Source organism: Ectopseudomonas khazarica (assembly GCF_004521985.1).
Classification (GTDB): Bacteria; Pseudomonadota; Gammaproteobacteria; order Pseudomonadales; family Pseudomonadaceae; genus Aquipseudomonas; species Aquipseudomonas khazarica.
In genome coordinates this window covers 37,328-54,528 of record NZ_SBHZ01000022.1, presented here as the reverse complement: position 1 = coordinate 54,528, position 17,201 = coordinate 37,328, and the positions used below count along the sequence as shown (strand labels likewise).

General features: G+C 67.2%; 13 protein-coding genes. 5 read left to right on the top strand and 8 right to left on the bottom strand.

All coding sequences use genetic code 11. The annotated features are described in order from the left end of the window. Nucleotides 1-8: 8 nt before the first annotated feature. Nucleotides 9-4,907 carry an alpha-2-macroglobulin family protein gene (locus tag EPK82_RS22370; protein ID WP_134678076.1) on the bottom strand — a complete coding sequence of 1,633 codons (4,899 nt, stop codon included), beginning with the start codon at nt 4,905-4,907 and terminating at the stop codon, nt 9-11. Nucleotides 4,908-5,070: 163 nt separating this feature from the next. Here EPK82_RS22370 and EPK82_RS22365 point away from each other — a divergent pair, with 163 nt between their 5' ends. Genes EPK82_RS22365 through EPK82_RS22355 form a run of 3 tightly spaced genes read left to right on the top strand, consistent with a single transcriptional unit; the run spans nt 5,071 to nt 7,929 of the window. Then, nucleotides 5,071-6,450 carry an MATE family efflux transporter gene (locus EPK82_RS22365; RefSeq protein ID WP_134678075.1) on the top strand — a complete coding sequence of 460 codons (1,380 nt, stop codon included), beginning with the start codon at nt 5,071-5,073 and terminating at the stop codon, nt 6,448-6,450. Further along, nucleotides 6,422-7,450, top strand: a complete 1,029-nt coding sequence (locus EPK82_RS22360) for a GGDEF domain-containing protein (RefSeq protein ID WP_134678074.1) — start codon at nt 6,422-6,424, stop codon at nt 7,448-7,450. Before EPK82_RS22365 ends, EPK82_RS22360 begins: the two co-directional genes overlap by 29 nt. A 17-nt stretch (nt 7,451-7,467) precedes the next feature. Further along, a complete protein-coding gene (locus EPK82_RS22355; protein ID WP_134678073.1) occupies nt 7,468-7,929 on the top strand; it encodes a DUF2214 family protein in 462 nt (153 codons plus the stop codon). Nucleotides 7,930-7,932: 3 nt separating this feature from the next. On the opposite strand, the gene EPK82_RS22350 is transcribed toward EPK82_RS22355, so the two are convergent. From EPK82_RS22350 to EPK82_RS22340, 3 genes are read right to left on the bottom strand one after another with little or no spacing between them, the layout of a single operon-like run. Next, a complete protein-coding gene (locus EPK82_RS22350) occupies nt 7,933-8,364 on the bottom strand; it encodes a carboxymuconolactone decarboxylase family protein (RefSeq protein ID WP_037052619.1) in 432 nt (143 codons plus the stop codon). Beyond that, nucleotides 8,361-8,984: an FMN-dependent NADH-azoreductase gene (locus EPK82_RS22345; RefSeq protein WP_134678072.1), complete on the bottom strand. Its 624-nt coding sequence runs from the start codon at nt 8,982-8,984 to the stop codon at nt 8,361-8,363. The genes EPK82_RS22350 and EPK82_RS22345 overlap by 4 nt, the downstream gene beginning before the upstream one ends. 1 nt (nt 8,985) lies before the next feature. Continuing rightward, nucleotides 8,986-9,420, bottom strand: a complete 435-nt coding sequence (locus tag EPK82_RS22340; protein WP_134678071.1) for a GNAT family N-acetyltransferase — start codon at nt 9,418-9,420, stop codon at nt 8,986-8,988. Between the two features lie 91 nt (nt 9,421-9,511). Between EPK82_RS22340 and pdxR the strand changes: the two genes are divergently transcribed. Next, complete coding sequence (pdxR, locus tag EPK82_RS22335; RefSeq protein WP_134678070.1) at nt 9,512-10,924, top strand: MocR-like pyridoxine biosynthesis transcription factor PdxR; 1,413 nt, start codon at nt 9,512-9,514, stop codon at nt 10,922-10,924. Nucleotides 10,925-10,927: 3 nt separating this feature from the next. Here the strand turns inward: pdxR and speA are convergent, their stop codons facing one another. From speA to EPK82_RS22315, 4 genes are all read right to left on the bottom strand, one after another. Then, the gene (speA, locus tag EPK82_RS22330) at nt 10,928-12,841 is read right to left on the bottom strand and encodes an arginine decarboxylase (protein WP_134678069.1); all 1,914 of its coding nucleotides are present in this window, start codon (nt 12,839-12,841) and stop codon (nt 10,928-10,930) included. Nucleotides 12,842-12,964: 123 nt separating this feature from the next. Next, nucleotides 12,965-13,336 carry a translation initiation factor Sui1 gene (locus EPK82_RS22325; RefSeq protein ID WP_037052608.1) on the bottom strand — a complete coding sequence of 124 codons (372 nt, stop codon included), beginning with the start codon at nt 13,334-13,336 and terminating at the stop codon, nt 12,965-12,967. Nucleotides 13,337-13,633: 297 nt separating this feature from the next. Beyond that, a complete protein-coding gene (locus EPK82_RS22320) occupies nt 13,634-14,182 on the bottom strand; it encodes an NUDIX hydrolase (RefSeq protein WP_047590801.1) in 549 nt (182 codons plus the stop codon). Next, on the bottom strand, nt 14,182-15,249 hold the full coding sequence (locus EPK82_RS22315; RefSeq protein WP_037052604.1) for a DUF2333 family protein: 1,068 nt from the start codon (nt 15,247-15,249) through the stop codon (nt 14,182-14,184). The genes EPK82_RS22320 and EPK82_RS22315 overlap by 1 nt, the downstream gene beginning before the upstream one ends. Before the next feature lie 319 nt (nt 15,250-15,568). Between EPK82_RS22315 and EPK82_RS22310 the strand changes: the two genes are divergently transcribed. Next, nucleotides 15,569-17,182, top strand: coding sequence for a response regulator (locus EPK82_RS22310; protein WP_134678068.1), 1,614 nt, complete (start codon nt 15,569-15,571; stop codon nt 17,180-17,182). Nucleotides 17,183-17,201 lie beyond the last annotated feature (19 nt).

Here is a 17,201-nt window from a genome sequence, read left to right as displayed (position 1 = left end):
GGCCGCTTCTAACGCCCCCGCACCACCAGAGTACCCGGCGAGCTGCCCAGCGCCTGCCAGCTGGGCCGGTACATCGACTCCACCTGGGGTGGCGGCACGCGGTAGCTGCCGGGGGTCACGGCGCGGGCCAGGTACAGCAGGTGGGTGGTGCCGTAGCCCTCGACGTCCACGGCGGCCACGTAGCGGTCACCGCGATATTCCTGGTGCTTGATGCGGGCGTTCTGCATGGAGCGGCGCCATTCCTTGACGCTGCTGCCCGCGTCGTCGAGGCTCGCGGCGCTTTGCGCCAGGTTCTGGTTTTCCAGCTCCAGGCCGGCGGGCAGCAGGTCGACCACCAGGGCATCGGGCACGCGCTGCTTGGCGCGCACGGCCAGGTGCACCAGCACCAGTTCGCCGCTGTCCAGGCGCTGCAGGTCGAGCGGGCGACCATCCATGCCGAGGTACTCGCGCTCGATGCTCAGGTTGTCACCTCCAGCTCGCGGCGCCTGGGTCGGGTAGCCGGACAGGGTCAGCTGCTGGTACAGCGTGGCGCTGCCGGCGTTGCTCACGCTCAGCGGCTCCGCCAGTTCGGCGCGTTCCAGCTTGATGCCCGGCTGCTGGTCGCTCAGTTCGAACTGGAAGGCACCGCTGGCGAGCGCTGCGCGCCAGTTCTGCTCCGGCTTGCTGAGAATGCCGCGACCGGCGAGGAACAGCGAGTTGCGCTCCTGGGTCGACAGCCAGCGCCTGCCGGCCAGTTCATCGGCCAGATCGAACAGGCGCTGCTCGCTCTGCTCGGCAGCCAGGTCGTTCTCCTCGAGCACCGACAGGATCAGCGCCTGGTCACGCAGCGGGCTGCCATAGTCGGCCATCCAGCGCTCGCCATCACGCTTGCGGCTCAGCCCGGCAGCCAGAGCCTGACCCGCGCGCGGGCCATCGCCCATCAGCTTCAGCGCCGCCGCCAGTTGCACCAGCGGCAGACCGGAACGGGCGTCGTTGCGCCGGTCGAACAGGCTGCGCAGGGCCCCCAGCGGGGCCTGCTGGCTGCGCGCCAACACGTAGCCGGCATAGGCCTGCACGGCGAAACGGGTGTGCGCGAAGTCCTGGCTGTAGCTGGCCTCGATCAGGCTGCTCTGCTGCAGGTAGCGCAGCAGGCGATCGTTGGCTTTCTTCAGCGCCTCGGCCGGCACGCCGAAGCCCTGCTCGCGGGCGCGCAGGAGGAAGTCGGTGACGTAGGCGGTCAACCAGTACTCTTCCTCGCTCTCGGCACTCCACAGGCCGAAACCACCGCTGTGGCGCTGCATGCCGAGCAGGCGTTCGATACCCAGCTCGATGCTCTTGCGCCGCTGCTCGTCGGGCTCGCCTTCCAGGCCAAGTCGCTTGAGGCTGGCGGCATCGGCGTACAACGAGGGGTACAGGCCACTGGTGGTCTGCTCCAGGCAGCCGTAGGGATAGGCCTTGAGTGCGCGGATCTGCTCGCCGAGGTTCAGCGGCGGCCGGCTCGACAGCGCCAGCACCGCCTCCAGACCGGCCGGTTCGAACTGGTTCAGGGTGCCAGCCGGCATGCTCCACGGCTCGCCCTCGCCCAGCACGGCACGGAAGTGCTGCAGCTGCGCCGGGTAGGCCGGACGAATGCCCAGCGTCCACTCGCGGGTGAAATCACCCAGTGCCTCGTTCGGCAACGCCAGGCCCTGCACCTCGACATGGATGCGCCCCTGGCCCAGGCCACCTTCGGCCCGTACCGGGATGCGCAGCGTGGTGCGTTCACCGTCCTTGAGGTTGATCGGCGACTCGCCCTTGCCGAGCAGACGCAGCTGACCTTCCACGCCCAGTTGCACGTCGAGCTTCTGCTCGCTGCCGGAGAGGTTGGTCAGGTCCAGCGCCAGCGTGGTTTCGTCGCCGCCGGCGAGGAAGCGCGGCATTGACAGTTCGGCGACCAGCGGCGCCGCCACCACCGTCTTGGCCTCGGCCATGCCGAAGCGCTCGTCGGTCCAGGCCTGCGCCATCAGCCGCAGTTCACCGTTGAAGTCGGGGATGTCCAGGCTGACTTCGCCTTCGCCCTTGGCGTCGAGCTTCAAGGCATCGCTCTGCAGGGCGACGATCAGCACGCTGGTGTCCGGGCGCTTGCCACCGGCGGCGAGGCCGGCGTCACCCCCGAAGGCCAGGCTGGCGACGCGGCCCTGCGCCTCGATCAGCTGGCCATAGATATCCAGCTGGTCGGCGCCATAGGCCTTGCGCCCGAAGAAGTTGGCGAACGGGTCGGGCGTCGCGTAGCTGGTGATGTTGAGGATGCCGACGTCCACCGCGGCAACCAGCACGCGCACCGTCTCGGGAATGCTGCCATCGGCGTTGCGCGCGCTGACCTTGACCTTCAGCGGCTGCTTGGGTCGCATCTTCTCCGGCGCGTCCAGGCTCACCGCCAGCTTGCGCGGCGCACGCTCCAGCGGCAGGTGCAGCAGGCCCACGGCACGCTTCGGCGTGACTTGCGCCTTGCGCTCACCGGGGCGCACCACCAGGGCACTCAGGTACAGGTCATGCCGCGCCCACTGCTTGTCGATCGGCAGCTCGAAGGTCTTGCCTTCGGCCGGCACGCTGATTTCCTGCCACCACAGCGGCCCCTCGCTGGATTCGACCAGCAGGTAGCCATTGCCGGCAGCCGGCGGAGTGACGGTGATCTTGGCCACGTCGCCGGCGGCGTAGGCCGGTTTGTCCAGCGCCAGCTTGACCTGGTCCGGGCGCACCGCGCCGCCGTCGGCGTTGTCCTGCCAGCGGTAGCCGGCCCAGAAGCGCAGGTTGCTGACCAGACCGGTCTGGTTGTCCACCACCTCGACCCGATACGGGCCCCACTCCACCGGGAAACTGACCTTGGCGGTGCCGCCGGCGGCGATCTTCAGCGGCTCGTCGCTGAGGGTGAGGAATTTCTCGTTGTAGTTGTGGCGCCAGCCCTCGCCATCGGAGAAGCTCCAGAAGTAGTCGCGGCGCTCGCGCACCAGACGCACGTTGAGGTTATCGGCGGCCAGCTTGTTGCCGGCGGCGTCGGCCACGAGAATTTCGAACTCGGCGAGGCTGTCGGCATCGACCTCTTCACCGTCGAACAGGCCGCGCACACCGGGCAGGCGCTCGGCCGGCCATACCGGCTGCACCAGGCGCCGGGTGATCGGGCGACCACCGGACTCCTGCAGGCTGGCCTGGAGGATCAGACGCAGCGGCGACTTGGCGTCGCTCCAGCGGTTCTCCGGACGCAGCACGGCACGCCCTTCATCGTCGAGGTTCTGTTCGTCGAGCTCCTGGTCCTGGCTCAGGTCGGCCTCGGTGATATCGCCGAACTGGTAGCCGGGCAGGCTCGCCACGGCTTCACGCAGCGGGCGCACGTAGAGCTGCCCGCTCAGGCGATTGCCGGCGGCCGGCGCGCCGTAGAGGTAACGCCCGGTCACCGCGAACTCGGCGCTGTCGCTCGGTGCGTAAGGTTGCTCCTGGCCCTTGAGTTCCAGCGCCATGCGCTCGGGCAGGAAGTCCTCGACGAGGAATTCATAGAGTTGCGGGCTGCCGTCGCCGAGATCGAGCAGCAGTTGCCAGCGCCCGGTCGGCGCTTCCTCGGCCAGCGGCAGCTGGTATTGATAGAGGCCACCCTCGTCGGCATTCCAGACGAACTTGCGGCTGACCTGCTCATCCGGGCGACGCACCTCGACGCTGATCGGCTGGGCCTTCACCGGGCTGCCATCGGCATCGCGCAGCAGGCCATTGAGCAGCACGGTCTCGCCTGGGCGATAGAGGTCACGCGGGCCGAACACGAAGAACTGCAGGGCGTGGGCCTTGGGACCGGTGATATCGAATTCGGCCAGGTCCAGCGCCGGGGTATTCAGGCGCAGCAGGCTGGTCTGCTCGTCCTGCTTGGCCAGCAGCACCTGGGCCTTGGCCGGCAGCGGCAATTGCGCATGGCCGGCGGAATCGGTCTTGCCCTCGGCGAGCAGTGCGCCTTCGCCGTCGAGCAGCTCCAGCTGCACGCCGGACTGGGCCTTGCCGCCCTCCAGCGCCTGGGTGAAGACATCCAGGCGATCCTGGTAGCGATGCGCCGACAGGCCGATGTCGCTGAGGCTGAACAGGGTCGCCGGCTGCGAATAGCTGTAGCTGCCGGCTTCACGCATCACCGCCAGGTACACGCCGGGCTGCTTGAACGGCTCCAGGCCGGCGATCGGCAACAGCAGGGTCTCGCGGGTGTTGCGCGCCGGGTTGAGGTCGAAGCGTCCGCCGTAGACCAGATCGGCCATCGGCAGCAGCTCACGGGCTTCCCAGGTATCCAGGTTGCTGGCGCGGCCCCAGCGCGAGAGGAAACGTGGCAGCATATCCGGCTTGATGCGGAAGAACTCGACATTGACCTTGTCGACGTTCAGGGCGATCACCGGCAGGCCCTCGGCCAGGCGGGTGGGCAACAGCGAGCCACGACTGGCGAAGCCGACGCTGGCCTGCAGGTCGCGGGTCTGGAAACGGCTGACATGCTCGCTCGCCAGTTTGCCGCCATTGATCGATTGCAGGCCGGCATCGACGGTCAGCACCAGCTTGCGCTTGGGCTCCAGGTGGCGCAGGCGCAGTTCGCTGAGGTTGTCGGTCAGCTCCCAGGCGCCGTCGACCTTGCCGCTGGTGCTGTCGACCAGATGCAGGCGCTCGGCGAAGGGCTGCTCGGGATCGAGGGGAATGGAAAAGGTCACCGACAGCGTGCTGGCGCCGTCGAGCTGCACTTCGGAAACGTCGACCACCTCCAGCTCGCGACCGGCGTAGCGCTTGGCCAGCGCCTCGCGATCGACTGCGGGTCTCGCGGCCTCGGCCTGCTGCGCGGCAGGGGCGGCGGGGGTCACAGTGGCGGGAGGTTGAGAGGAATCACAGGCACTGAGCAGACTCAGTACCAAGGCCAGAAGCAGTCCTTTGTTCGGCATTGCGGGCTCCATGATCGGGGGGCGCAGAAGCCGACAACTATAGCCGAGGCATCCCCCCAGCGACGAGCCGTCCCGACGAATTCGCCAAGCCACTCACACTCCTGCCACGGCATGCGGGCAGCACAGCGCTGTGCCTATAATCGCCGCTTTGCCGGAGCCGTCCATGTCCGCCCTGCTCGACGCCTGGCGCCACGCCCCGACCCAGCGCAAGGTCTGGGCCCTGGCCGCGCCGATGATCCTCTCCAACCTCTCGGTGCCGCTGGTGGCCCTGGTGGACACCGCCGTGGTTGGCCACCTGCCGCATGCGCACCAGCTGGCGGCGGTGGCGGTCGGCGGCAGCCTGTACACCCTGCTGACCTGGGCCATGGGCTTCCTGCGCATGGGCAGCACCGGCTTCGCCGCCCAGGCGGCCGGCCGTGGCGACGGCGGCGCGCTGCGCCAGGTGCTGCTGCAGGGCCTCGGCCTGGGCGTGTGCCTGGCATTGCTGCTGAGCCTGCTGGCCATTCCCTTCAGCAGCGCGGCGCTGAGCCTGATGCAGCCGTCGGCCGAGCTGGATCAACTGGCGCGCCAGTACTTCCAGATTCGCCTGTTCGGCCTGCCCGCCAGCCTGGCGACCTATGCCCTGATCGGCTGGCTGCTGGGCACGCAGAGCGCACGTGGGCCGCTGGCCATTCTGCTCACCGCCAACCTGCTCAACGTCGGGCTGGACCTGCTGTTCGTGCTCGGCCTCGAATGGGGCGTGGCTGGCGCGGCCTGGGCCTCGGTGATAGCCGAATGGAGCGGCGCCCTGCTCGGCCTGTGGCTGACCCGCGGCGCCCTCGCACGCTACCCCGGCCACCTGGACGGCCGCGCACTGCAACGCTGGAGCAGCTGGCGCCCGCTGCTGGCGGTCAACCGTGACATTTTCATCCGCACGCTGGCGCTGCAACTGGTGTTCTTCCTGATCACCGTGCAGGGCACGCGCCTGGGCGACGCCACGGTGGCAGCCAATGCCCTGCTGCTCAACGGCCTGACGCTGACCGCCTATGCCCTCGACGGCCTGGCGCATGCCGTCGAAGCGCTGTGCGGTCATGCGCTCGGCGCCCGTGATCGCCATGCGCTGCGGCGCGCCCTGCTGGTGGCCGGTGCCTGGTCATTGCTGGCCAGCATCGGCTTCGCGCTGTTCTTCCTGTTCGGCGGCCACTGGTTCGTCGCCCTGCTCACCGACATCAGCGAGATACGCGCGCTGGCCCAGGTGTTCCTGCCATACCTGGCCGTGCTGCCCTTGCTGGCCGTGTGGAGCTACCTGCTCGACGGCCTGTTCATCGGTGCCACGCGGGCCCGCGAGATGCGCGACGCCATGCTCATCGCCCTGGCGCTGAGCCTGCCGCTGGCCTGGTGGCTGCAGAGCCTGGGCAACCACGGGCTGTGGTTGGCATTTCTGGCATTCATGGGGCTGCGAAGCCTGGTTCTCGGGGGCTATGCTTGGAACATGAATCGTCGCAACCTCTGGTTTCCACCTGGAGAGATCACCGATGCTCAGTGCGCCGCTACCCGCGAATGAAGCTGAACGCCAGCAGGCCCTGGAGAGCCTGGACGTGCTCGACACACCGGCCGACCCCTACCTGGATGCGCTCACCCGTCTGGCCCGCGACCTGTTCGGGGTCAAGACGGCGCTGATCAGCCTGATCGACAACGAGCGCCAGTGGTTCAAGAGTCGCCAGGGCCTGGAGGTCGCCGAGACCCCGCGCACGGTGTCGTTCTGCGCCCACGCGATCCTGCAGGACACGCCGCTGGTGGTCGAGGACAGCCACCGCGACAGCCGTTTCTGCGACAACCCGATCGTACTGCGCGCCCCGCACGTGCGTTTCTATGCCGGCCACCCGCTGTTCGATGCCCAGCAGCAGGCGCTCGGTACGCTCTGCCTGATCGATCCGGCACCGCGCCGCCTCGATCGCCAGGAGCTGATGCGACTCAGGGATCTGGCCTACGTGGTGCAGGGCTACCTGCAACTCCGCCACTGCGCTCACCAGGCCGATGACCTGCGCGATGCGCTGAGCCGCGAGCAGCGCAAGGGCATGCTCGACCCCCTGACGCAGCTGTGGAACCGTGCCGGGCTGCTGCATTTCCTGCCGCTGGAGCAGGCGCTCGCCGAGCGCAGCGGCTTGCAGCTCGGCCTGATCTACTGCGACCTGGACCACTTCAAGCGGGTCAACGACGAGCATGGCCACGACGCCGGCGACCACGTGCTGTGGGAAAGCGCACGGCGCATGAGCGCGACGGTACGCCCGCAGGACGTGGTCACGCGCAACGGCGGCGAGGAGTTCGTCATCCTCGCCCTGGTGAAGGATGACCAGGAGCTGCTGCTGATCGCCGAACGCATCCGCCTGGCCATCGCCAGCCAGCCCATCGTGCTCGAGCAAACACAATTGCAGCAGACCGTCAGCCTCGGCTGTGCCCTGCTCGGCCCCGGCGAGAGCAGCGGCGCGGCGCTCAAGCGCGCCGACCAGGCGCTGTATCGCGCCAAGCACGAAGGCCGCAACCGCAGCCTGCTCGCCCCCTGATCCGGAGAGGAACCCGCATGGCCGCTGCCCTCGTCGCCTACCTGCACTACCTGTCGATCTTCGCCCTGTTCGCTCTGCTCAGCATCGAGCATGTGCTGTTCAAGGCGCCGCTGGACCTGTCACGCGCGCGCAGCCTGATGATCACCGACATCGCCTACGGCATCTGTGCCGGCGTGGTCCTGGCGACCGGCGTCGCCCGCGTACTGTGGTTCGCCAAGGGCACCGACTATTACCTGGGCAACAGCCTGTTCCATGCCAAGGTCGGCCTGTTCATCCTGGTCGGCCTGCTGTCGATCCTGCCGACCTATGTCTTCTTCAACTGGCGCAACGCGGTTCAGGCCGGCCAGGTCCCGGAGCCCAGCCCCAGGCAACTGCGCCTGGTGACCTGGAGCATCCGCCTGGAACTGCTGCTGTTGCTGGTGATTCCCCTGCTGGCCGCGCTGATGGCGCGTGGCTATGGCGTGATCAGCGCAGGCTGAGCGTCACAGACGCATGCCGATGGCCAGGCGATTGAGGCCACTCATCAGGGCCACGGCAATGGTCAGGTCGGAGATTTCCCTGGCACTGAAGTGCGCCTCCAGCGGCTGGTAGTCCTGATCGTCGGCATGGCTGCGGGCGATCTCGCTCAACGACTCCGCCCAGGCCAGCGCCGCTCGCTCACGCGCCTGGAAATGACGACTCACGCGCCAACCGGCCAGGCCGTCCAGCTTGGCCTGGGGCACGCCCTCCGCACGTAGCGACTCGCTGTGTTTCTCCAGGCAGTAGGCACAGCCGTTGATCTGCGAGACGCGCAGATAGAGCAGTTCGATCAGTTCCTTGCCCAGCGGGCCACGCTCCAGCGCGGCCTTGGTGGCGAGCAGACCCTGCATCGCCTCGCCGGACAGATCGTAATAGGGCTGGCGCAACGCGCTCATGGCAGGACTCCTGGCGCAGCAAGATGGGGGTTGGCATCCAGCTGCGCGCGCGCCTGCACCAGCATCGCCTCGGCATGCGCCTGGCCGCGAACCAGGCCCTGCAGGTGAATGAACTCCAGGTCGTGGATACCGATGGTACTCAGCACATGGCGCAGGTAGGAGGTGAGGAAGTCCGGCTGCCGCGCCTGCTCGCCACGGTAGAAGCCGCCCGAGCTGACCACGACGAAGGTCGGACGATCCGCCAGCAGCCCCACCTTGCCAGCCTCGGTGGCGGCGAAGCTGCGCCCGATGCGCAGCACGTAGTCGATCCACAGCTTCAGCGCCGCCGGCACCGTGAAGTTGTGCATCGGCGTGGCGATCACCAGGCAGTCGCTGCCTTCCAGCTCGCCGATCAGTCGCTCGGAGACCTGCAACGCCGGATCGTCGCCAGGCGCCTGCGCCACCAGTGCCTCGGCATAGGCCGCTGCCAGTGCCGGCAACGGTTCGCTCGCCAGGTCGCGCTCCAGCACCTGGGCCTGGGGGTGACGCTGACGCAGACGCTCGACCAGCTCCTGCGCCAGGCCACTACCGCGACTCTGGCGACCGAAGGGGCCGCATTCCAACAGGAGGATTCGCTGCATTTCAAAGCACCTCGCGAAAGTGCATGCCGATGGCCAGCAAACCCTGACGGTAGTAGAAACGCTGCCCGCGTGCGTTGCCCAGCGCCGTGTCCAGCACGAAGTTGGCGCAGCCCAGGCGGCGTGCCTGGGCCCGCGCCTCATCCAGCAGCCGCTCGCCGATGCCCTGGCAACGCAGGTCCTCGCGCGTCACCAGGTCATCGACATAGAAGAAGCGCCCGTGCAGCAGGTTCTCCTGCAGGCGACAACCGGCCAGGCCCAGCACCTCGTCGCCCTGGCGCGCCGCCAGCAGGCGATAACCCTGCTCGGCCTGGCGTTGCAGGCGCTGGACGAAATCGTCGGCGTCGCTCAGGTGTGGGCGCAATACGCGCATCAGGGGCAGGCAGGCACGCAGTTCGTCCGGGTCGTCGAGCCAGTCGCAGCGGTAGTCGGAAATCATGGCGGTTCTCCATCGAAGATGGCCGCCACTCTAGGCGGAACATGGCATAGTCAGTAGAGCCAAGAATCATCGAATCGATCAGGACATAGGCATGTACAGCATTCGCCTGGAAAGCGCACGCGACAAGGCGACACCGATCTACCTGCAGCTCTATCAGCGCCTGCGCGAAGCGATCGCCGAGGGCCGCCTGCAGCCAGGCGAGCGCGTGCCCTCGGTTCGCGCCCTGGCCAGCGAGCTCAATCTGGCGCGCGGAACGGTAGAGGCGGCCTACCAGTTGCTGGTCGGCGAGGGTTATCTGCTGCCGCGCGGGCCGGCCGGCACCGTGGTCTCCCCGCAGTTGCCGCATGCCCCCGGCAACCCTGTGCTGCCCGCCAAACAGCACCAGGCCTCGCGCTCAGGCGATGAGCCGAGCGCAGAGGCGCTGCCGTTCCAGCTCGGCCTGCCGGCCCTGGACAGCTTCCCGCGCAAGCTCTGGAGCCGGCTCGGTGCGCGCCACCTGCGCCAGCTGAGCAGCCCCGACCTCAACTACCCGCCCGCGCAAGGCCTGCCCGCGCTGCGGCGCAGCCTGGTGCGCTATCTGGGGGTGTCGCGCGGCATCGCCTGCGAGCCGGAGCAGATCTTCATCACCGCCGGCTATCGCAACGCCCTGCTGCTGATCCGCCAGGCCTTGCTGCAAACCGGCGACCGCTGCTGGTTCGAAGACCCGGGTTATTTCAAGGCACGCCAGATGCTCGAGGGCAGCGAGGTCACGCTAGTCCCGGTGCCGGTGGACGAACAGGGACTCTGCGTGGAGCGCGGGCGGGCGCTCGCCCCGGATGCCCGCTGCGCGCTGGTCACGCCGTCCCACCAGAGCCCCCTGGGCGTGTCGCTGAGCCTGCCCCGGCGACTGGCCCTGCTCGACTGGGCGGCGAACCGCCAGGCCTGGATCATCGAAGACGACTACGACAGCGAGTACCGCTACGTCGGTCGCCCATTGCCGGCCCTGAAGAGCCTCGACCATGCCGGCCGCGTGCTGTACTGCGGCACCTTCAGCAAGGTGCTGTTCCCCGGCTTGCGTCTGGCCTACCTGGTGGTACCGCAGGCACAGGTGGCGCGCTTCGCCGCCTGCGCACAGGACTTCGATCACGGCTGTCCGGCGTTGCCTCAGGCAATCACCGCGGACTTTCTCGACCAGGGCCACTTCGCCCGCCACCTCAAGCGCATGCGTGCACTCTATGCCGAGCGCCGCGCTCATCTGGCCTCGGCGCTGCAACACGTCCTGGGTTCACGCCTGCGCGTCGAGTTGCAGGCCGGCGGCATCCATCTGCTGGCCCGGCTCGACGAGCGCGAGGACGACCGCGCCCTGGCAGCCCGCGCACAAGGCGCCGGGCTGGCGGTGATGGCATTGTCGGAGTGGTCGCGGCAGCACCCCTGCGGCAGCGGGCTGCTGCTGGGCTTCACCAACATCGCCAGCGCCGAGCAGGCGTTGCACCTGGCTCGACGCCTGGCCGAGGCGATCAGTTGAGCGTCAGGACGCCAGGTAGGAGGAGCGGGTCAGCCCCAGACGCAGCGCGTCGAGGAACTGAGTGCGCTCGCGGGCACTGATCCGGGCGCTGGCCACCTTGTCGCGGTAATGCGTCATCAGCTCCTCGGGCGACAGGTGCACGTAGCGCAGCATGTCCTCGATGGTGTCGTGGGTCTCGATGCCGGCATGCACCGCACTGCCATCGGCGGCCTGGTAGATGTTCACCGAGTCGGTATCACCGAACAGGTTGTGCATGTCGCCGAGAATCTCCTGGTAGGCGCCGACCAGGAAGATGCCCAGCACATAGTCCTCGCCCTCCTTGATCTCGTGCACCGGCAGGCTGGTCTCGATGGACTGCTCGTCGACGTACTGGCGGATCTTGCCGTCGGAGTCGCAGGTCAGGTCCTGCAGCACGGCACGGCGCAGCGGCTCCTCGTCCAGGCGCGACAGCGGCAGGATCGGCAGGATCTGGCCGATGGCCCAGGTGTCCGGCAGGCTCTGGAACACCGAGAAGTTGCAGATGTACTTGTCGGCCAGCTTGTCGTTGAGCTCGTCGAGCACGGCGCGGTGCGAACGCTGACGGGCCTTGAGCTGGTTGTGCAGGCGACGGCAGATGGCGAAGTAGCACTGCTCGGCCAGGGCCTTCTGCGCCAGGCTCAGCTTGCCGGCGGAATACTGCGCGGCCACTTCCTCGATGTAGTGGGTGGCACGCCAGTAGGTCTCGGCGACCATTTCCGGATCGCTGTCGTCGAGCAGCTCGATCAGCACCTGGAGGATTTCCGGCTGTTCGACGCTCGGATCGATCTCCGGCACCTTGTCGTTGTGCCGCTCGACATCGGTGACCTGCACCAGCAGCACGGCGTGGTGCGCGGTCATCGCCCGGCCGCTCTCGGAGAAGATGTGCGGATGGGGGATTTCCTGGCGGTCGCAGAACTCCTTGAGCATGTCGACCACGGCATCGGCGTAGTCCTGCATGTCGTAGTTGATCGAGCTGGCGTTGCGCGAGTGGGTGCCGTCGTAGTCCACGCCGAGGCCGCCGCCGACATCGATGTGATCGACCGGCAGGCCCATGGCGCGCAGCTCGCCGTAGTAGCGGATGGCCTCGCGGAAGCCCTTGCGGTAGTCGGCGATGTTGGCGATCTGCGAGCCCATGTGGAAGTGCAGCAGGCGGATGCCCTGGTCCAGCCCGGCCGCGCGGAAGCGCTCGACGACCTGGAGGATCTGCGCGGCCGAGAGACCGAACTTGGATTTCTCGCCGCCGGTGTCGGCCCACTTGGAGGAGGCCAGCGAGGACAGGCGCACGCGCAGGCCGATCTGCGGCGCGACCTTGAGCTCGGCCGCCTCGTCGATCACCAGGCGCACCTCGGATTCCTTCTCGATGACGATGAACACGTTGTGGCCGAGCTTCTGCCCCATCAGCGCCAGACGGATGAACTCGCGGTCCTTGTAGCCATTGCAGACGATGGTGCCGCCCTTCGGCGCCAGCGCCAGCACGGCCAGCAGCTCGGGCTTGGAGCCGGCTTCCAGGCCGATGGAAACGTTCTGCGTGGCGATGATGTTCTCGACCACCGCTTCCTGCTGGTTGACCTTGATCGGGTACAGCGCGGTGTAGCGGCTCTGGTATTCCAGGCGCTCGATGCTGGAGTCGAAGGCGCCGGTGAGGCGACGCACGCGGTCCTGCAGGATGTCCGGGAAGCGCACCAGCAGCGGCAGCGACAGACCGCTCTGGCGCAGCTCCTCGACCTGCTGGCTGAGGTCGATGGGCTGGCTGTCGGGCCCGTTGGGACGCACCTCGACGCGACCGGCATCGTTGATCGAGAAATAGCCGGCGCCCCAGTGGCGAATGCCGTAGACACTGCGGCTATCGGCTACGGTCCATTGGCTGCCGTCGTCTTTGCGGGTGCGTCGTGCGGACATCGGGTTCTCCCATGAGAAAGCCTGGCCTGCGGGCGGCCAGTCGGAAAATTTAAGCAAGCAAGATGACGTTTGCTCGGCGGTTGACCCTCCGAGCTTCATCGAAGTTTAGAAAATAATGGCGCGTCAGCCGCCGGACTTCTTCGCGGTGAAACCGCGCTTGCCCAGTTCGGCCAACAGCAGGTCGACGTGATCGCCCTGGATCTCGATCACGCCGTCCTTGAGCGCACCACCGGTGCCGCAGCGCTTCTTCAAGGCGCTGGCCAGCTCCTTGAGCGGCTCCTCGGCCAGCGGCACACCGCTCACCGTGGTGACGGTCTTGCCGCCACGCCCCTTGGTTTCACGGCGTACGCGGGCGATGCCATCGCCTTCGGGAATGCGCGTCTGCTTGCAGACACAGGCATCCACCGGCTGGTTGCAATCCGGGCAATGGCGACCACCATCGGTGGAATAGACGAGACCGCTCAGAGCGGAGAATGAAGAGGCTTTCTTGACCACCGGCTTGTCCTCGTAGGGGTCAGGATAGCGACTGGCCGACGCAGGTCGACCGCGAAGCCCCACTCAGGCAGGGGCAGCGCTGGCGGATAGAGGTCCGCCGAAAAGGTCGCGCAGTGTAACGGCAAAGACCGAGCTTGCTAAGTACGTATTTGCGTCATTGTCCGGCACGATGGCGACGCTGTTCGCCATCGTGCACGAAGCGCTCGGAATCCGCGACACCACAGGCGTGCAAGCGCCCAACTGGCATGCCCTACGAGGCGTTGCCGGGCTTGCTGCGACCGCCCAGTAACAAAGGCATCAGACAGCCGCAGGCGGTCTGTTCATGTAGCGTTCCAGCGCCGCCAGCGAGTCCGGGCAGTACGGCATATGGCGGGTTTCCTCCAGGGCCTGTTCGACGCTGATGAAACGCGCTTCGAGCACCTCCTCCGGCTGCAGCACCAGCGGCGCATCGGACACCGCTGAATAGGCCATGCACCACAGGCGACTCTCCGGCGCGTCGTAGAGAAAGTGCGCATGCTCGACCAGCTCGGCATCGACGATCCCCAGCTCCTCGGCCAGCTCGCGCTCGGCGGAGAGGCGATAATCCTCGCCTTCGAGCACCATGCCGCCTGCCGCGACATCCCAGTAGCCTGGGTACAGCGCCTTGCTCAGGGTACGCCGGTGCACGCACAGCAGGCCGGCAGAGTTGAACAGCAGGATATAGGTGCCACGGCCGATCAGGTGACGCTCACGCAGCTGCGCCCGCGAGACGCCACCCAGCGGCCGGTCGTTCTCGTCGACCCAGGCGACCCGCTCGCTGTCGGAGGCGGCACGATGCGCCGCCTCCGCTGCCGAGATCCTGCTCATCAACCCTGGCTCAACAGCTGACGCAGATCGATGATGCCGGCGTTGGCACGCGAGATGTAGTTGGCCATCACCAACGAGTGGTTGGCGAGGATGCCGTAGCCACTGCCGTTGAGGATCATCGGGCTCCACAGCGTCGCCTGCGCCGCCTCCAGCTCGCGGATGATCTGGCGCACGCTGACGGTGGCGTTCTTCTTGGCCAGCACATCGGCGAAATCGACTTCGACGGCACGCAGCAGGTGAGCCAGCGCCCAGGCCTGGCCACGGGCCTCGTAGAACACGTTGTCGATCTGCAGCCAGGGGGTCTCGTACACGCCGCCCTCACCGATCAGGCCCGACTCCGCGGCATCGTTGCCGACCTGCTGGTTGTCGCTCAGGCGTACCTGGCCGACGCTGGCCGACAGACGCTGCGACAGCGAGCCGAGACGGGTGCCGGCGTCGCCCAGCCAGTTGTTGAGGTTGTCGGCACGCGCATAGAACTGCGCATTCTTCTGCCCCGGATCGGCCAGACGGGCGAGGTAGCGGTCCAGCGACTTGATCCCTTCACGGTACTCGGATTCGGAGGCAGGCAGCGCCCAGCTCTTGTGGTCGAAGTGGAAACGCGGCTCGGCCTTGGCCAGGTCCGGGTCTTCCGTGGACTGCGACTGCGAGCGAGAGAAGTCCTTGCGCAGCGCCCGGGCGAAGTCGCGCACCTGCACCAGTGCGCCGTATTCCCAGTTCGGCATGTTGTCCAGCCACAGGCCCGGCGGTGCCAGGTCGTTGGACAGATAGCCGCCCGGCTTGTCCAGCAGGGTGCTGGCGACCTGCTTGAGCGTTTCCACCGTGGTATAGCCGGTGACCATCTGCCGCTGCGCCTGCTGCGCGGCCGCCTGGGCATGTTGTTGCACCTGAAAGGCGCCAGGTTCCTGGCTCCAGTACCAGCCCACGACCAGGGTCACCAGCAGGTACACACCGAGCAGCCCGCCGAGCGCGCGTCCGATCAGGCTGGAGCTGCTGCGCTCACGCCCCAGTTTCGCGGTCTTGTCGGTACCGTCGGGCGAGCTCGCCGCGCGATTCTTCCAGTCCAGCATGGCAATGTCCTTTTTAAGCGAATTCGAATGTTCGACCACAAGCCGACCAACGGGTTGCGGCCTGTCCAGCACTATAAGGCAAGCTCGCAGCAAAACGCAGGGCACGCGGGCAAACTTACCGCCGGTACGAGGAAAACCGTTTTTTGTGACCCGCCTCGCCTGACGCGCCGGTACGTGCGACGTCAAAATAGCCCAATGCACATTTTTGTCGCCTATTCGACAGAAATACCGCCGCCAATTGATCGGCGGCAATGCCAGCACCGCCGACAAGTGATAGCATCAAGCCACCACTGACTTAACACTCGATAGAAGTCGGCCCATGACCGAGCACCCGGATCCCAGTCGCGACCGCCTCAAGCACCACTTCGCCCAGCGCGTGATCCATCAGGCGCGTCAGGTGCTGGAAGTCTGGCAGCGTCTGCAGCGCAGCGAGTGGAGCGATGCCGGCATGGCCGAGCTGACCGAGGCCAACCTGCGCCTGCTGCGCTACGCCGAGCGTTTCGAGCAGATCGAGCATGCCCAGCTGGCGAAGACCATCAGTACCAGCCTGGATGAGGTGGTGGAGAATCGCGGGCGCCTCAACAGCAGCCTGATCGCCCGCCTCAACCAGGCCATGCAGCGCCTGTCTCGAACGGGTCTGCGCCACAGCGATGCCTTCGAGCAGACCTTCCTGCCGCCCCTGCGCAAGCCGGTCTACCTCGCCCTGCAGGATGCCCAGCGCGCCGAGCGCCTGGCCCAGCAACTGGAGTTCTTCGGTCTCGCCGCGCAGCCACTCGGTAACGAGCGCGCCTTCCGCGCGGCCATCGCCGAACGCCACCCGGCGGCCATCGTCATGGACGTGGACTTCGCCGGCATCGGCCTGGAACTCGCCGACTCCATCCAGCAGGGCCTGGAACAGAAGATTCCCCTGCTGTTCTTCAGCCATTGCGACACCGACACCCCGACCCGCCTGGCAGCGGTGCGTGCCGGCGGGCAGGAGTTCTTCACCGGTTCGCTGGATGCTTCGAGCCTGCTCGAACGCATCGAGGTGCTGACCCATGTCTCCCAGTACGATCCGTACAAGGTGCTGATCGTCGATGACTCCAAGGCCCAGGCCACGCATACCGAACGCGTGCTCAACAGCGCCGGCATCCTGACCCACACCCTCACCGAGCCGATCAAGGCGATGGACGCGCTGGCCGAGTTCCAGCCGGACCTGATCATCCTCGACATGTACATGCCCGAGTGCAATGGCACCGAGCTGGCCAAGGTGATCCGCCACAACGACCGCTACGTCAGCGTGCCGATCATCTACCTGTCGGCCGAGGACGACCTGGACAAGCAGCTCGACGCGATGAGCGAAGGCGGCGACGACTTCCTCACCAAGCCGATCAAGCCACGCCACCTGATCGCCACCGTGCGCAACCGGGCGGCGCGCGCGCGCAACCTCAAGGCGCGCATGGTGCGTGACAGCCTCACCGGCCTGTACAACCACACCCACACCCTGCAGTTGCTCGACGACGCCTGCTACCGCGCCCGCCGCGAAGAGCAGCCGCTGGCCTTCGCCATGCTCGACATCGACCATTTCAAGAAGGTCAACGACACCTACGGCCACCCCATGGGCGACCGGGTGATCAAGAGCCTGGCGCTGTTCCTCAAGCAGCGCCTGCGCAAGACCGATCACATCGGTCGTTACGGCGGCGAGGAATTCGCCGTGGTGCTGCCGGACACCGACGAGCAGTCGGCGCTCAAGGTGCTCGAGGAAATCCGCCAGCGCTTCGCCGAGATCCACTACCCGGCGCAGCCACAGGACCTCTCCTGCACCTTCAGCTGCGGCATCGCCATGCTGCAACCGGGCCTGGACGGCAACGCCCTGTCCAAGCGGGCCGACGAGGCGCTGTACAAGGCCAAGCATGGCGGGCGCAACCGGGTCGAGCTGTACAGCGGCGACTGAAACGCTCGACCGTGCGGCC

Coding starts and splice junctions, on each gene's coding strand:
- EPK82_RS22320 (WP_047590801.1), bottom strand. CDS start 14,182: ATGAGCAGGATCTCGGCAGCGGAGGCGGCGCATCGTGCCGCCTCCGAC.
- EPK82_RS22365 (WP_134678075.1), top strand. CDS start 5,071: ATGTCCGCCCTGCTCGACGCCTGGCGCCACGCCCCGACCCAGCGCAAG.
- speA (WP_134678069.1), bottom strand. CDS start 12,841: ATGTCCGCACGACGCACCCGCAAAGACGACGGCAGCCAATGGACCGTA.
- EPK82_RS22355 (WP_134678073.1), top strand. CDS start 7,468: ATGGCCGCTGCCCTCGTCGCCTACCTGCACTACCTGTCGATCTTCGCC.
- pdxR (WP_134678070.1), top strand. CDS start 9,512: ATGTACAGCATTCGCCTGGAAAGCGCACGCGACAAGGCGACACCGATC.
- EPK82_RS22370 (WP_134678076.1), bottom strand. CDS start 4,907: ATGCCGAACAAAGGACTGCTTCTGGCCTTGGTACTGAGTCTGCTCAGT.
- EPK82_RS22310 (WP_134678068.1), top strand. CDS start 15,569: ATGACCGAGCACCCGGATCCCAGTCGCGACCGCCTCAAGCACCACTTC.
- EPK82_RS22315 (WP_037052604.1), bottom strand. CDS start 15,249: ATGCTGGACTGGAAGAATCGCGCGGCGAGCTCGCCCGACGGTACCGAC.
- EPK82_RS22340 (WP_134678071.1), bottom strand. CDS start 9,420: ATGATTTCCGACTACCGCTGCGACTGGCTCGACGACCCGGACGAACTG.
- EPK82_RS22350 (WP_037052619.1), bottom strand. CDS start 8,364: ATGAGCGCGTTGCGCCAGCCCTATTACGATCTGTCCGGCGAGGCGATG.
- EPK82_RS22360 (WP_134678074.1), top strand. CDS start 6,422: ATGCTCAGTGCGCCGCTACCCGCGAATGAAGCTGAACGCCAGCAGGCC.
- EPK82_RS22345 (WP_134678072.1), bottom strand. CDS start 8,984: ATGCAGCGAATCCTCCTGTTGGAATGCGGCCCCTTCGGTCGCCAGAGT.